General features: G+C 38.5%; 17 protein-coding genes and 1 riboswitch. Of the genes, 6 read left to right on the top strand and 11 right to left on the bottom strand.

Annotated elements, in window-relative coordinates; translation table 11 throughout:
• Positions 1–10: 10 nt before the first annotated feature.
• On the top strand, positions 11–634 hold the full coding sequence (locus tag P2W72_RS10695) for an RNA-binding domain-containing protein (RefSeq protein WP_276362034.1): 624 nt from the start codon (positions 11–13) through the stop codon (positions 632–634).
• A 56-nt stretch (positions 635–690) separates the two neighbouring features.
• Positions 691–2,058: an MATE family efflux transporter gene (locus P2W72_RS10690; RefSeq protein WP_276362031.1), complete on the top strand. Its 1,368-nt coding sequence runs from the start codon at positions 691–693 to the stop codon at positions 2,056–2,058.
• Here P2W72_RS10690 and P2W72_RS10685 read toward each other — a convergent pair.
• The 4 genes from P2W72_RS10685 to P2W72_RS10670 are packed head-to-tail and all read right to left on the bottom strand — an operon-like array spanning position 2,024 to position 4,316.
• A complete protein-coding gene (locus P2W72_RS10685; RefSeq protein WP_276362028.1) occupies positions 2,024–2,215 on the bottom strand; it encodes a hypothetical protein in 192 nt (63 codons plus the stop codon). The genes P2W72_RS10690 and P2W72_RS10685 overlap by 35 nt on opposite strands.
• A 59-nt stretch (positions 2,216–2,274) precedes the next feature.
• Complete coding sequence (locus P2W72_RS10680; RefSeq protein WP_276362026.1) at positions 2,275–3,177, bottom strand: histone deacetylase; 903 nt, start codon at positions 3,175–3,177, stop codon at positions 2,275–2,277.
• A 54-nt stretch (positions 3,178–3,231) separates the two neighbouring features.
• Positions 3,232–3,840 (bottom strand): DNA-3-methyladenine glycosylase, encoded by a 609-nt coding sequence (locus P2W72_RS10675; protein WP_276362023.1) that lies wholly within the window; start codon positions 3,838–3,840, stop codon positions 3,232–3,234.
• A gap of 2 nt (positions 3,841–3,842) precedes the next feature.
• Positions 3,843–4,316 carry a GAF domain-containing protein gene (locus P2W72_RS10670; protein ID WP_276362019.1) on the bottom strand — a complete coding sequence of 158 codons (474 nt, stop codon included), beginning with the start codon at positions 4,314–4,316 and terminating at the stop codon, positions 3,843–3,845.
• A 151-nt stretch (positions 4,317–4,467) separates the two neighbouring features.
• Between P2W72_RS10670 and P2W72_RS10665 the strand changes: the two genes are divergently transcribed.
• The 3 genes from P2W72_RS10665 to P2W72_RS10655 all read left to right on the top strand — a co-directional run bounded on the left by P2W72_RS10665 (position 4,468) and on the right by P2W72_RS10655 (position 6,247).
• Positions 4,468–5,178 carry a DUF3291 domain-containing protein gene (locus P2W72_RS10665; RefSeq protein WP_276362016.1) on the top strand — a complete coding sequence of 237 codons (711 nt, stop codon included), beginning with the start codon at positions 4,468–4,470 and terminating at the stop codon, positions 5,176–5,178.
• A gap of 23 nt (positions 5,179–5,201) precedes the next feature.
• Complete coding sequence (locus P2W72_RS10660) at positions 5,202–5,450, top strand: hypothetical protein (RefSeq protein ID WP_276362013.1); 249 nt, start codon at positions 5,202–5,204, stop codon at positions 5,448–5,450.
• A gap of 266 nt (positions 5,451–5,716) precedes the next feature.
• Positions 5,717–6,247, top strand: a complete 531-nt coding sequence (locus tag P2W72_RS10655; protein ID WP_276362010.1) for a DUF6580 family putative transport protein — start codon at positions 5,717–5,719, stop codon at positions 6,245–6,247.
• Positions 6,248–6,302: 55 nt separating this feature from the next.
• Here the strand turns inward: P2W72_RS10655 and P2W72_RS10650 are convergent, their stop codons facing one another.
• The 3 genes from P2W72_RS10650 to P2W72_RS10640 all read right to left on the bottom strand — a co-directional run bounded on the left by P2W72_RS10650 (position 6,303) and on the right by P2W72_RS10640 (position 9,664).
• Entirely contained in the window at positions 6,303–6,989 is a 687-nt protein-coding gene (locus P2W72_RS10650) for an NAD-dependent deacylase (protein WP_276362006.1), read from the bottom strand.
• 7 nt (positions 6,990–6,996) lie between these two features.
• Positions 6,997–7,689 carry an adenine nucleotide alpha hydrolase gene (locus P2W72_RS10645; RefSeq protein WP_276362002.1) on the bottom strand — a complete coding sequence of 231 codons (693 nt, stop codon included), beginning with the start codon at positions 7,687–7,689 and terminating at the stop codon, positions 6,997–6,999.
• A gap of 76 nt (positions 7,690–7,765) precedes the next feature.
• Positions 7,766–9,664 (bottom strand): TonB-dependent receptor, encoded by a 1,899-nt coding sequence (locus P2W72_RS10640; RefSeq protein WP_276361998.1) that lies wholly within the window; start codon positions 9,662–9,664, stop codon positions 7,766–7,768.
• 104 nt (positions 9,665–9,768) lie between these two features.
• Positions 9,769–9,965: riboswitch (cobalamin riboswitch) on the bottom strand.
• A gap of 146 nt (positions 9,966–10,111) precedes the next feature.
• Here P2W72_RS10640 and P2W72_RS10635 point away from each other — a divergent pair.
• A complete protein-coding gene (locus P2W72_RS10635) occupies positions 10,112–11,266 on the top strand; it encodes an AI-2E family transporter (protein ID WP_276361995.1) in 1,155 nt (384 codons plus the stop codon).
• On the opposite strand, the gene P2W72_RS10630 is transcribed toward P2W72_RS10635, so the two are convergent.
• The 4 genes from P2W72_RS10630 to proS form a co-directional block, all read right to left on the bottom strand.
• Positions 11,242–12,165, bottom strand: a complete 924-nt coding sequence (locus tag P2W72_RS10630) for a TIGR02757 family protein (protein WP_276361991.1) — start codon at positions 12,163–12,165, stop codon at positions 11,242–11,244. The two genes, P2W72_RS10635 and P2W72_RS10630, sit on opposite strands and share 25 nt — an antisense overlap.
• A gap of 18 nt (positions 12,166–12,183) precedes the next feature.
• Positions 12,184–13,323, bottom strand: a complete 1,140-nt coding sequence (locus P2W72_RS10625) for a cystathionine gamma-synthase (RefSeq protein WP_276361988.1) — start codon at positions 13,321–13,323, stop codon at positions 12,184–12,186.
• A gap of 72 nt (positions 13,324–13,395) precedes the next feature.
• Positions 13,396–14,112 carry a hypothetical protein gene (locus P2W72_RS10620; RefSeq protein WP_276361985.1) on the bottom strand — a complete coding sequence of 239 codons (717 nt, stop codon included), beginning with the start codon at positions 14,110–14,112 and terminating at the stop codon, positions 13,396–13,398.
• A 10-nt stretch (positions 14,113–14,122) separates the two neighbouring features.
• Positions 14,123–15,595: a proline--tRNA ligase gene (proS, locus tag P2W72_RS10615; RefSeq protein WP_276361982.1), complete on the bottom strand. Its 1,473-nt coding sequence runs from the start codon at positions 15,593–15,595 to the stop codon at positions 14,123–14,125.
• Positions 15,596–15,648 lie beyond the last annotated feature (53 nt).

Raw genomic sequence — 15,648 nt, 5'->3', positions numbered from 1 at the left:
AAATACTGCTATGAATATCAGGAGGTTAATTCTGGAAGGTGAGGGTGTAAGTCTTGATTTCAAGAAGAAAATCACCAGCTGCGAAAAGATCGCCAAAACAATGGTTTCTTTTGCCAATAATAAAGGCGGAAGATTATTGATTGGTGTTTCTGATAATGGTACAATAAGTGGTGTAAAGTCTGAAGATGAAGAGAAATATATGATCACACGGGCTGCCCACTTCTTTTGTAAACCTGCACTTGAACCAATATTTGAAGAGATTTACATTGATGATAAAACTGTTCTGGTAGCAGAGATCAGAAAAAGTGAAATGAAGCCTCATTATGCACTTGGAGAAGATAAAAAATGGTGGGTTTATATCAGGGTAAACGATAAAAGTGTGCTGGCCAGTAAAATTGTAATTGATGTACTGAAGCACGAGAACAGCGATCAGGGAGTTTTGCTAGAATATTCTTCAAAAGAAAAAGCACTGCTCGAATATCTCCATGAAAATGAACGTATCACATCCAGAGAGTACAGCCACATGCTTAACCTTTCCCGGCGAAGAACTCAAAGAATACTTGTAAATCTGGTATTGTCAGGTGTTATAAGACTTCACACCACAGAAAAGGAAGAATATTATACTGCTTCCTGATCTTCATTAAATTCTTTGTCATCCTATATTTTAGGATTTTAACTTAATCCCAACAGGTGAAACGTATTTATTACAAATATAAACCCCATTATCAGAGTAACCTGACATTAGCTTTACCTGTGGTAATATCGCAGCTTGGGCATACTCTTGTTCATACAGCAGATAGTATCATAGTGGGACATTTTGCCGGTACAATTCCGCTCGCGGCAGTCTCGCTGGTAAACAGTATTTTTATTGTAATTCTGGTTATCGGAATGGGAATATCCTACGGACTCACACCACTCATCGCTCAGGAAAGCGGAAGGAAAAATTTTAAAGAGTGCGGGAAATTACTTGCAAACAGTCTTCTGATAAACAGTATCATTGGTATATTTCTTTTTGTGCTGATCTATTTCGGATCACTGCTGCTTATCGATAAAATGGGACAATCGCCTGAAGTAGTGCGGCAATCAAAACCATATCTTGGCTTACTTGGTTTCTCTATTGTGCCTTTAATGATCTTTATGACTTTCAAACAATTTGCAGAAGGTCTGGGATTTACCAAACAGGCAATGATGATCTCATTATGGGGAAATGCCATCAATATATGTCTGGGAGTAATTTTCGTGAAGGGCTTATTTAGTATTGAACCTATGGGCGTTAGCGGAGTTGGCTGGAGTACGCTGATTGACCGTACTATTATGGCCCTGGTAATGGCAATATATGTGCTGAAATCAGTCCATTTCAGAGATTACATTAAATCATTCGGACTAAGGGCAATTAATAAGGTAAGATCTTTTAGTATCTTAAAAATCGGTGCCCCGGTAGCGATGCAGTATACTTTTGAAGTTAGCGCATTTAGTGGGGCCGCTGTCCTGATTGGAACCATTGGGGCAGTTGAACAGGCAGCACATCAGGTTGCTATTAATATGGCTTCAATGACCTATATGATGGCAAGCGGAATATCTGCTGCTGCAACAATTAAAACAGGAAATAACTTCGGCAAGGAAGATTTCTTAAATCTTAGACTATCTGCAATTTCCAGCTATCATATCGTGCTGATCTTTATGACCTTCACTGCATTATTGTTCTCAGGTTTAAATGAAATCCTGCCCTGGATTTATACTTCAGATAAAGCTGTAATAAATGTTGCAGCACAACTACTTATAATTGCAGGTATTTTTCAGCTATTTGACGGTACTCAGGTAGTTGGACTTGGTATTCTGCGAGGAATCGGTGATGTGAATATTCCTACTTTTATCACCTTTATTGCCTATTGGGTTATTGGCATGCCGGTAGCATATTATCTTGGAATTACCCTTGATATGGGAGCAAATGGAATCTGGTATGGATTAACCCTTGGCCTGCTTGTTTCAGCTGGATTACTCTTTACCAGATTCCACTTCTTTTCTAAGAAGCTGGTTCGGCAAGTTCATAAACTATAGCTGCAACCGGTATTTTAATCTCATTAAAGATTTGAGACTGCATTTTTTTCAATCTGTCTGTATGATCATCCAGACGATCATTAATACTCATATACCTGATCAGATCTCCGGTACGTGTATCAATAAACCTGTACCGGGTAAAGTGTTGTTTTTCCATTTAGCAAAGATAGTCTAAATTTATTGAAAATCAGCATTTTAGATCTCAAATCATGATGATTAACAATACAAATCGTGTGCAATGCGATAGGTATTGCAGTGAGCATCAACGATATCTGATAATTTGGGCGAATAGCCCCCACCCATACTTATCTGAACAGGAATGTTAAGGTTTTTACAGGTTCTGAGTACAATTTCATCCCGCCTTTTGCAGCCGGCACTTGAAATATTTAATTTACCAAGCCTGTCAGTAGATAAAATATCAACACCTGCGAGGTAAAAAATAAAATCAGGCTGATGCTGTGAAATGATGCTTCCGAGATTTGAATTCAGCAAATCGAGATATTCATCATCGCCGGTTCCATCTTCAAGGCCTATATCAAGGTCAGATATTTCCTTTCTGAATGGGAAATTCTTTTCTGCATGCATGGAAAAAGTATATACCCGGTCTTCATTCCTGAATATTTCAGCAGTACCGTTACCCTGATGAACATCAAGGTCAACGATCAAAATCCTGCGGACAAGGGTTTCGGACAATAAATAGTTTGCAGCAATAGCCTGATCATTTAAGAGACAAAATCCCTCTGCCCAATCTGAACCGGCATGATGTGTTCCGCCTGCAATATTAAAAGCAACTCCATACTTTAATGCATGTTTACTGCCATTAATTGTACCCTGAGCAATTCTCAATTCGCGTTCAACCAATGTTTCTGACATTGGAAACCCTGAGCGTCTGATTTCTGCAGCTGATAGTTTTTGATCCCGTAAACGTTCCCAGTATTCCTTCCTGTGGCTTAATAAGATGACAGATTCATCAGGGATGCCGGGAGAATGTAAATTATCCTGACTGATCAAACCTTCATAAAGCAGCTGCTCCGGAATAAGTTCATATTTAAGCATCGGGAATCTGTGCCCTTCAGGAAGCGGATGAATATAAATCGGGTCGTAAGCGATATAAAGCAAAAATCAGGTGTTTACAGGTTTAAATCAGTTTGAATTTTTATGACAGGTTTTTGATTAAAGATACGAACGGCTCACATAAATATTTCCCTTCAGATAAAAACGCCAGGGTATTAATTTATAAGGCCCTTCAAAGTTTAATCCTATTCTGGCAGATGAATTTATTTCATCTGCAGAATAGCTCTTGCCCGAATCCTCTATCCATATCATATCCGACAGGATATCTGCGCCATTATGCGATTTATTTAAACCCATAGCCTTTGCAAGTGAACCCGGTCCCTGGCATAAACGCCTGTCATTGTTAAAAAGATTTCTCCTTTCGCGCATATATTCAATTCCGGTATGAGGTTCAATAGCTCTGATCAGAATTGCATGTGAACTTCCTTCTGTACCTGTAACGATATTAAGCATATCATGAATACCATAGCAGATGTACATATAAACTTTACCTCCTGCACTGTACATCATTTCATTTAAAGGGGTTCTGCGATTATTGAATGCATGTGAAGCTCTGTCTTCCGGTCCGCGATAAGCTTCAGTTTCAACAATTGTTCCGGCGCATATTTTTCCACCAATACAGGTATACAGATCCTTCCCAATCAGATCGGAGGCAATCTGCACCACATCGTCACAGCGATAGAAATCTATTGGTATTTTTTTTGCCAAGCTCAGAATGAAATAAGTTGCAGTATTTCAGAAAGGTAAGTTGCATCAGTTTCATCAAAGCTGTTAAGCTCATCGCTATCCACATCCATCACTCCGATTACTGTTCCATTTCGGATAATGGGAATTACAATTTCTGATTTTGAGGCTGAACTACAGGCGATATGCCCCGGAAAAGCTTCCACATCGGGAACTATAAATATTTTTGATTCATTCCAGGAAGCGCCACATACTCCTTTTCCCTTTTGAATCCGGGTACATGCTACCGGTCCCTGAAATGGGCCGAGTACAAGCTCATTGTCTTTGACCATATAAAAACCCACCCAAAAAAATCCGAACTGCTCTTTCAGGGCAGCGCAAACATTTGCCAGATTGGCAATCAAATCGTTCTCACCATCAAGTAAAGCAGACATTTGCGGGATCAGGGACCGGTATTTATCAGATTTATCCCCTTTTGATATTTTAAGATCTTCAGCCATACCGCAAAATTATCATTGATATTAGTATTCATTGTCATTTAATTAAAATATTCCTGATCAATGTCATATTCAATGTTTAAAAAATGACCTGAAGAATAGATTTTGATAAATTACCTTTGGATGCTGTAAAACAATACCCTTAAGATCAAATATGATCGTTTCAATAAGCATCGTCAGATATAAGCCGCTAATGGTTCCATTTGCTTTATTAGCAATGGCAATACATCGGATCCCTCTGTTATTAAACCATAAGTGTAAATTCTGGAAACTAATGGGAAGTGGCAAGAATGGCACCTTTGATCTGCAGCCCGACTGGCAGCAATGGGCAAGTCTTACCGTTTGGAACTCCATTGAGGAATCAGACCGTTTCAATGAAAGATCTTTCATCTCTGCATGGTGGAAACTGTTCTGTTCTGAAAAACTGACTATATTATGTGTTCCTTTAGCCAGTCATGGTCAATGGGATGGTAATGATCCGTTTAAAATAAATACATACGATAAAAACTACTCTGGCCCTGTTGCCGTTTTAACCAGAGCCAGTATCCGCTTCAGTAAATTGAAGCGCTTTTGGTCGCACGTTGATCCTGTTGCTAAAATCATGGGACAGGCAAAGGGCTACATTACTTCAGTTGGAATTGGAGAAGCACCCTTCTTCAGACAAGCAACACTTTCTGTATGGGATAGCATGGAAAACATGAAATCATTTGCCTACCAATCAAAAGAACATGCAGAAGTGATCAAAAAAACAAGGCTTGAAGACTGGTATAGTGAAGAGTTGTTTGCCCGGTTTAAGATCATATCCACTTCAGGAAGTCTCCATGGGAATAATCCTCTGTATTCAATTGACATAACAGCAGAATGAGTAAAATAAACTAAAGCTATAGAATGAGAATAATTGCAGAACTGCCGCACCCCGAATGTAAGATCACCATCTTTTCAATGAATCAGAAGTATATTATCAAACTTGAGAAGGGGGTATTTGAACAAGTCTATAAAATATCAGAGCTGGATATTCCCGATGGAGTGAATGGAGTATTCAGGATTCTGGATGATCAATTCCTGAAAAATGCATCTGAACGCTTTAGCCAAATGAGAAGCGATTTTAATGAAGCTTATAAAAGATATGAGATCTGAAAATACATAACTATCTGATTGTCAATTATAATACATTTCGAACAAAATTTAATTTGGCAAAATGAACCATTTTCGGACCTTGTTTATTAAGCTATATAAATAAATACATTTATATAAACTACATAAAATATTGATATTTAATTATTTATATACTCAAACAAAATAATATTTTTTCATTAAAAATGCCAAATTTATGCTAAGTAAGGCATTTTACTCAATAATTTAAATCTGTTTAAAAGCAAAATAATTTTTCCTATTTTTGACATATGGAACACATCAGATCACCTCGTTTTATTGTATTGAGTCTATTAGTAATTGCTGCAGCATCAACACGGGCTCTACCTTACCTGCTTCCTCATATGTGGAACTTTTCGGCAGTTGGCGCTTTAGCAATTTTTGCCGGAGCTCAATTCAGTGATAAGCGTTTTGCTTTCATTATGCCAATCGCGGCAATGGCAATCTCAGACGTATTCATCGGAAATGGATTCAGCATTCTGGTATATAGCGGATTTGCTGCAATGGTAGCCTGCGGATTTCTGATCAGAAACAAGGTCAGTTCAGTGAATATCCTGCTTGCTTCATTTGTAAGTGCAGGGGTTTTCTTTCTGATTACCAATTTCGCATTCTTTTATCCAAGCACCTTATACCCAAGAAATATTTCCGGAATATTAACTTCGTATGCTGCGGGACTTCCTTTTTTCAGAAATATGCTGGTAAGTAATATTTTATTTTCAGCTGTTCTTTTCGGAAGTTTTTATCTTCTTTCGAAGCGTTTTCCTGCTTTGGTAAAAGCATAAGACATTTAAGACTTTAACAGTAAGCCCGATCGGAAATACCGACCGGGCTTTTTTATTACTCTACTTTTAGCAGACGATCCACCAGTTCGGGTACACCTGAATTTGCCCTTGCTCTGATCACATCAAAATTTCTGACTGAATTCACAGACACATTTGGGTCAACGAGGTATTTTTCGGCCTTCGAAGGTATTAAATCCAAAAGACCGGCGGCCGGATAAACCTGCAGCGAGGTTCCAATAACTATAAATATATCAGCATCCTGACATAGTCGGACAGCAGGTTCAATCATTGGTACAGCTTCACCAAACCATACCACATGTGGCCTGAGTTGTGAACCCAATTCACAATGATCCCCCATTTTTATTTCTGAACCATTAATGTCATAAGTCAGATCCGGATTCAAATCTGATTGAGATTTAGTTATTAAACCATGGAGATGTATAATTCCGGAAGAACCTGCTCTTTCATGAAGATCATCTATATTCTGCGTAATGATTGTAACATCATACATTTCCTCAAGTTTTACAAGAGCATAATGAGCTGCATTGGGCTTAGCTTCAAGCACAGACTTTCTGCGTTCGTTATAAAAATCCTGTACCAAAACAGGGTTTCTTCGCCAGGCTTCCGGAGTAGCCACATCATATACATTATAACCCTCCCATAAACCATCCGAATCCCGGAATGTTTTTAATCCGCTATCTGCAGAAATCCCTGCTCCTGTTAATACAACAAGCTTTTTCATGTATTTTCTAAAGAATATCCAGATATAAAAAACCGCTTTCTTCGGTTTTATCGCTTTGCCTGATGTTTACCGGTTTAAACACTATCTCTCCTGTTTTAAAGGCTATTTGCCTATTGAATACCGGACCATCATAACAAAAGGTATGGTATTCCCCATTTTCACCGCATGGATCAGCTCCTGCAGGTAATTTGCTGAAAAAATCAGGGCCTAACTGTCTTCCGATCCAATCCATCCCTAATCCATTCGATTGAACACAACAAGTAATTGCCCGGAATCCGGTATTTGTAAACTCTGCCACAAGCTGATCGGCAGGAATTTTCCATAAAGGAAAATGCACCTTCAAACCTGCCTTATGAGCCAAATTTTCACGGTACATCCGAAGATCATCCAGGAAAATATCCCCGAATACAAGTGTATCTATTCCTTCATTCTTTAATTCTCGGCATAATTTCAGAAATGCTTTCTCATAAGAGCTATTATCCGGATCATCCGGAACCCACATTTTAATGAGAGGGATTCCCAATTGTCCGGATTGCCTGTCCAGCATACTTTCAGAGATCCCATGCATGGAAATTCGTTTGTATCGCTCATTAAGCGTCGTGACCAGAGCCATAATTTCCATTTCAGGATCCTGCTGCAACCTGTTTAAAGCCATAGCCGAATCTTTACCTGCACTCCAGAAAAGCACTGCTTTTGTCATAGTTCAATCTGCTTAAAACAAAAATAGCGATGAATTCTTATCCATCGCTATTTCCTGATTTATATAATTCAATAAATTATTTGATGTCGAGTCTGAATCCGGCATTGAAGTTTATTCCCCTGGTTGTATAACCAGAATATTCAATATAGTTTTCATCAAGCACATTTTTCACATCACTGAACAGGGTTAATTTGTTAAGCGGTTTATATTGAATGTATACATCCAGTAAATTAAATGAATCCAGATTTGCTTCTACAGTCTTAAAGCTGGAACCATCAAAATATCTGTCTACACGCTCTCCTGTATGTTTGTAGATCAGATTCATGCTGATTTTGGGACTAATATCAATACCTGCATTTAGTCCGTAAGAATGCTTCGGCCTTCTGAATAAGTTGTTGAATGTTTTTGCAGGGGTAGTTACTTCACCATCCACATAAGCATAATAAGCATTCAAATTCAGAGCAGAGATTGGCTTTAACCCCAATTCTGCCTCAAAGCCTTTATCCTTTTGAAAGTTCTGATTGATATAACCAAACTTGCCTGCTGAAATCTGTCCGAAGTCGATCACATTATCAATATCTCTTTTAAAGTAGGCTAAGGAAAAGTTAATATTATGCGAAAAATTCAAATCAAAACCGGCTTCATAACTTGCTGATGTTTCAGGTTCAAGAGCCATATTTCCATAAGCTGAAAACAGCTGATAAAGAGACGGAACGCGGTAAGCCGATGATACATTAACAAAAATCTTGTATCTGTCTGCAATCAAATATGAAGGATTGATTGTATAGGTTACGTTTGAGCCATATTCACTATGACTGTTGAATCTTCCACCGATCTCAGCCTGAAAGCCTTTACCTGATCTTAAAAAGAATGAACTAAACAAACTTTTAATATTATTTCCTGCAAATAATGGTGCACTATAAGGATTATATTGATCAGTTTTCAGATTTCTGTATGAAACACCGCTTGCAAGATCAATAAAATCATTAAACGCATAGTTGAAATTGGTTTCAAGATGCGTGATATCCCCGCCGTTATTGGTTCTTGATCCCTGATTATTATACTGATTCTGAACACTATTCTGATTCAGGCTAAAATTAAGAGATCCTTTATTCAGTTCAAGCTTTGCGCCTAATCCGGCAACTAATGCAGATTTTGAGTAAGTATAGTTTTTAGCATCCGCAAATGCTCCGTTATCTAAATCGGCTGTATTATTGCTGGCCTGAAAATTTCCTCTCAGCGACAGTTTATTGCTGACCTTTTGACCAAGGTTCATTAAGAATGATTTTTGGTGAAATCCATCTCTGTCAAATCCCGTTTGCCCATTTGAAGGAGCGGCAGAAGAAAAGTTTTTCGAATCAAAATTAGTAGCATTAATTGAAACAGATGTAGCTTTAATTTGACCGTTTAAGCCCAAAGCCTGCTTATAGCTATCATAAGAACCGGCAGTTCCTAACAGATTAGCAGACAGGTTGCCATTACCCTTTTTAGTAATGATATTGATTACGCCGGCAACGGCATCAGATCCGTATAAGGTAGAGTTTCCACCCTTTAGAATCTCGATCTTTTCGATCTGATCAATAGAAATAGCTGAAATATTATACTCACCTGAGATTCCAGATGCATCATTTGCCGGAATTCCATCAATCAGAATCAGTGTATTTGCAGCGCTTGCCCCACGCATGTAAACCGCTTTCACATCAGCGGGGTTACCACCGTTACCTCCGATAGTTAATCCTGCAACGTTGTTTAATAGTTCCGGTAAAGTTCTGCCCTGACTTCTTGCAATTGTTTCTGCATTGATAACCCTTACCACTTTCCCGATCTCAGAAATTCGCTTAGGCGACCGGCTTGCAGTTACCACTACCTCGTCAAGCATTCCGCCAGGTTTTTCCTGAGCTGAGATACCGCTATTCAGCAATACCAGTTGTGCAAGTCCCAGACCTACACCAACATAAATTTTTTTTGTTTTCATTTTGTTGTGAGTTTTTGTCCCACAGCAAACAGATAATGAAGGAAAATCAGAAATAAGACTATCTGCACAGATAATCTTTCTCCAAGCTTCAATCCCCGAAAGCTATGAATTGTTTATGCAATGGCAGGTCTTCTGACTTACTCCCGTTCATCCTGCCTTCCCATGCTGATGGAGATCAGCACAGTGACATAAATCCGGATAAACGTTATAGAGAACACAGCAGCGGGACTGTCCGGGATTCTAACCCGGTTCCCTTTTAATTCCGATCATGAAACCGGAAACCAAATGCTTTGCAAATGTAATATATCAGTCTAATTATTCAAATCCTTTTCTTAATACTTGTCTATGTTTTCCTCTTATTAATTATCTTTAAACAAATACAGAAAGTTTAAAAAACATAAATTGCTTTTTTTGACTCCTTTTTATATCCGGGAATAAAACCATATCATGAAAGAATTGCCATTAACAGTTAAGAGATCGATTGAATTATTAGGAATCTGTTTACTGGGCGCAATACTTGCTATTGGGCAAAATATTATTATGCCGGTACTTCTGGCATTTTTTTTAAGTATAGTTCTCCTCCCCGTTTACAGATTTCTCCGGGCGAAAAAATTTCCGGAAATCGTTTCAATAATATTGCCAATCCTGCTTGGAGCAGTATTCATTTCGGCAGTAATCTGGTTTTTTTCCATTCAGATAAATAATCTTGCTGCAGATTCGCCTCAGATCCAGAAAAATATTTCATCACACCTGAATACTCTGAGCAAATGGATCAGTAAAAAGACAGATATCAGTACTCAGGAACAATTACAATTCATCAGCGATCAAAGCAATAAACTATTAAATTATGCAGGTGATCTTGCCGGTGGAGCTGCTAACTCACTTACTTCTGCTCTCATTTATATTGGCCTGGTTCCTATTTATATTTATTTATTCCTGACTTATAAAAATTTGCTTCTTCGTTTCGTTTTTGTCTGGTTTGAAGAAAGTGAACACAAAAACGTAAGGGAAGTAATGAAAGAGACTGAAGGAATTATTAAAGGTTACCTCATCGGACTGGCGATACAAATAACCTATATCATTATACTTCTGGGGGGAATACTGTTATTATTTGATATTCCTCATGCACTGTTAATAGGTGTTATCTTTGCTCTTTTAAACCTGATACCCTATGTTGGTGCATTAATAGGAAATATACTTGGTGCATTATTAACGCTTACCTCCTCTCAGGAAATATTGCCGATATTTATTGTTCTTGGAGTAATTGCTTTCGTTCAGTTTCTTGACAATAATATTCTGATGCCCAGAATCGTAGGATCAAAAGTTAAGATTAATGCATTTGTAGCTATTATAGGCGTATTTGTCTCAGGGAGTCTGGCAGGATTAACCGGAATGTTTCTTGCCTTACCTATCATTGCAATATTAAAGGTGATTTTTGACCGCTCAGAAATGTTTAAGCCCTGGGGAATATTACTTGGCGACGACAACCCGGTTAAAAGTCCCTTTAGCTTTGCAAAATTCAGGATTGGGAAAAAGAAATTACACGATCAAACAGAAAATACTAAATCCGCCTTTTCTCAAAGTGATAAGGATTTATTCTGAAATTGCTCTTCTATTCCCAGGCCAAACAAGGCAAAATCATATTTAACCGGATCGGCCGGATCAAACTTTTTTAAATTTTCAGTTAATTCAATTGCAGTAAGCCAGTCTACCTGCTTTCTACTGATTAGATTTAACTTTCTGGCCACGCGTTCAACATGCAGATCTGTCGGACAGATTAGATCTGCAGGTTTTAGTTGATGCCATATCCCAAAGTCTACGCCATGTTGATCATTGCGTACCATCCACCTGAGAAACATATTCAGTCGTTTACAGGTTGATTTTTGTCCCGGAGAACTCACATGCTTCTTTGTTCTTAAGGGATGATCAGGTAGTGAAAAGAAATAGTTTCTGAAATGATTCAATGCAGCTTCAACAGGTGATTCAGTTGAATTTGCATTCATTTCTGAAAGATAGCAGGGCGCCGAAGACATTTCAATGTTTTCGTCCAATGAAAGATCATCTGTTATAAAATCCCCTCTGAATATACTTTGAACAGGTTTAATGAATGCAGATTCAAGTGTATCAGAATGCTGATAATGTTGTTTGAAGAATTCAATAAAATAAAGGGTATCGGTATCATTAAAGGTTCGATGCTTAAACGCCAGAAAACGCTTCAAATCAGATTCCTCATGATTTACTATAAAGTCATACGGAGCCCCATCCATCAATTGAATGAGTTCACGGCATTTATTAATTATCGTTTTTCTTTGTCCCCAGGCAAGAATCGAAGCCCAGAATCCCATGATTTCAATATCCTGCTTCAAACTGAACTGATGTGGTATACAAACCGGATCATTCGCTATAAATTCAGGTCTGTTATACCGTTCTACTCTTGAATCAAGAAAATCTTTCAGCGACTGAAAGTTTGTAATTGAAACAGGATAATCGAACATCGGCATCAGAAAACTGAATAATTATTAAGCCAGAGCCTGCTTCAGGTCTTCCAGAAGATCTTCCACATCCTCCACTCCAACACTAAGCCGCAGAAGATTATCTGTAACACCAACTTTATCACGTTCTGCCTTAGGGATTGAACCATGAGTCATAGAAACAGGATGATTGATCAGAGATTCAACACCACCCAAAGACTCGGCCAGAGAAAAAACTTTAAATGAGGAAGCGATACGGAATGTTTCATTAAGATCAGCACCCTTTAAAGCGATAGAGATCATTCCTCCAAAATCACGCATTTGCTTTTTTGCAATATCATGATTTGGATGATCAGTAAATCCGGGCCAGTAAATCTTTTCAACTCTTGGATGCGTTTTTAAAAACTGGGCAATTTGCCTTCCGTTTTCACAATGTGCTTTCATTCTGAGATGAAGAGTTTTCAAACCCCTTAGCACAAGGAAACTATCCATCGGGCCAGGCGTTGCACCACAGGCATTGTAAATGAACCAAAGTCGTTTGTAAAGTTCGTCATCATTGAGCATAAGAGCCCCCATAACCACATCAGAATGTCCGCCAAGGTATTTGGTTACAGAATGCATCACGATATCAGCCCCCAGATCAATCGGATTTTGAAGGTAAGGTGATGCAAAAGTATTGTCAACCGCCAGCAGGATGTTATTGGCTTTTGCAATAGCAGCAACAGACTCAATATCAACAATCTGCATAGTTGGATTGGTAGGCGTTTCGATCCAGATCAGTTTAGTGTTCTCATTTACATATTTTTTGACATTCTGAGCATCGTTCAGGTCTATAAAATGAAACTTAATGCCATAATTGGAAAATATTTTGGTAAATATGCGGTAAGAACCCCCATACAGATCATCGCCGGTAATCACCTCATCACCCGGACTCAATAATTTCATTACTGCATCCGTTGCTCCCATTCCGCTGGAAAAAGCCAGACCATGTTTTGCATTTTCAAGCGCTGCCAAACATGACTCCAATGCCTTACGGGTTGGATTAGTACCTCTTGAGTATTCAAATCCCTTATTATCACCCGGAGATTTTTGCCAGTAAGTAGAAGTCTGATAAATCGGGGTCATTATTGCCCCGGTAGCTGGATCGGGTTCCTGACCTGCATGTATTGCTTTAGTTCCGAATTTCATGATCTTATAATTTAAATTAGTTATTGAAAAACCCGAAGCAACACTACAGATAGAATGTGTTTAACTCCCTGATCATTTTTTCTGGCTGATCGGTCTGAATTTATCATCAAGCTCAGTTTTAAATTTATATCCCATACGTTTTCCTGTTGGATATCCTGAATTTGAGCCCATAAATTGTTTCTCTTCCAGGGTGATCTGTTTCACAGTTTCAAAAGGAGGAGTTAACAGGTCGAAATCCATGCAATAGATTATTGCAAGTTCCAGAATCTTCCTGATCTGATCTTTTTTTAATTTACCTTTCCAGAATGAGGGAAACAGAAATCCCAGCTGACTTTGTCCATCCACAAAGAAATGCTCTTCCCTGTTAATAAATATCCTTCCGATCAGATCGCCTATATCTGTCCCTCTGTTATATTTCAATGAATCTGCCAGAAAGTTATGAATATGAATGATCCCGCAATATTTTCTTGATGGATCTTCGATCACATATTTTAACTTATTAATTTCATGTTCAGGCGGAAAACTAAAAACATTGCTATGCATGGATAAGACCAATACATCTCCTGAAAACTTAAGCTGGGCTTCAAAATCACCTCTTTCAGAATAGCTTATTTCAACATTCTGGTCCTTATCTGCAAAATCAGAATGCATATCCGCACCTATTTGCTGCAGAACCGATTTAAACTGGTAAAAAACAGATGATGTGGTCTGAAAAATCTGTTGCTTCACAGAAGCTTTATTCGCCAAAAGCTTCAGAATATGCTCGTATGATTCAACTTCTTCCTTCATTTTTTAATTTTTAATATGCTCTGGCAAATAATACCCGCTGTGCGGAGGGTTTACCTGTTACCATACAGATTCCATTTTCCAATTTATTATTCAAAGGAATACAACGTATGGTTGCTTTAGTTTCGTCTTTTATAAGCTTTTCAGTTTCAGGAGTACCGTCCCAATGGGCTGAAATAAATCCGGCTTTAGTATCCAGAAGTTCTTTAAATTCTTCATAAGAATTTGCTTCCCGGGTATTTTCCTCTCTGAAACTTAAAGCCTTATTGTATATATTTTGCTGAATATCCTGAAGAAGATTTTCTATGTAGGAAACTAAACCTTCTCTGGAAACTGTTTGTTTTTCTTTAGTATCACGTCTTGCAATTTCGGCGGTCCCGTTCTCCAGATCACGTCCACCTATTGCTAAACGAACAGGAACACCTTTCATTTCATATTCGGCGAATTTGAATCCCGGACGAAGTGTATCACGATCATCAAATTTTACTGAGATATTTTTCTCTTTGAGTTCTCTGGAAAGCGTTTTAGCTATTTCAGAGATTTTCTCAAGTTCTTCGTCCGATCTGTAAATAGGAACAATAACAACCTGTATCGGAGCGAGTTTTGGCGGAAGCACTAAACCGGAGTCGTCAGAATGTGCCATAATCAGGGCTCCTATCAAACGGGTAGATACCCCCCAGGATGTTGCCCAAACATAATCAAGCTTACCTTCTTTACTGGTAAATTTAACATCAAAAGCTTTCGCAAAGTTTTGTCCCAGAAAATGTGAAGTTCCAGCCTGAAGAGCCTTGCCATCCTGCATTAATGCCTCAATACAATAAGTATCTAATGCACCGGCAAAACGTTCATTTGCAGTCTTTTTGCCTCTGACTACAGGTACAGCCATCCAGTTTTCTGCAAAATCAGCATATACCTCCAGCATTCTTTCTGTTTCCTCAATAGCTTCCTGAGCTGTTGCATGTGCTGTATGTCCTTCCTGCCAAAGGAATTCGGCAGTTCTTAGGAACAAGCGGGTTCTCATCTCCCACCTTACAACATTAGCCCATTGATTAACCAGGATAGGAAGATCACGGTAAGATTGTATCCAGCCTCTGTAGGTATTCCATATAATCGTTTCAGAAGTTGGCCTTACGATCAATTCTTCCTCAAGCTTCGCATCTTCATCTACAATAATATTTCCGCTTCCGTCATTTTTAAGACGGTAATGCGTTACAACAGCACATTCCGTTGCAAAACCCTCTACGTGCGAGGCCTCCTTTGAAAAAAATGACTTAGGGATGAATAATGGGAAATAAGCATTACTATGACCGGTTTCTTTAAACATTTTATCCAGAGCTGCCTGCATATTTTCCCAAATCGCATAGCCATAGGGTTTTATGACCATACAACCCCGAACCGCAGAATGCTCGGCCATATCTGCTTTCGCAACTAACTCATTATACCACTGTGAATAATCCTCTTCTCTACTGGTTAAACCCTTGCTCATTGTACTTATGTGTCAAAAAATTACGTATATTTATATAATTTAAACTTTTGACA

The organism is Daejeonella sp. H1SJ63 (genome assembly GCF_029360775.1).
GTDB lineage: Bacteria > Bacteroidota > Bacteroidia > Sphingobacteriales > Sphingobacteriaceae > Daejeonella.
This window is presented reverse-complemented; position numbering and strand designations above follow the sequence as displayed.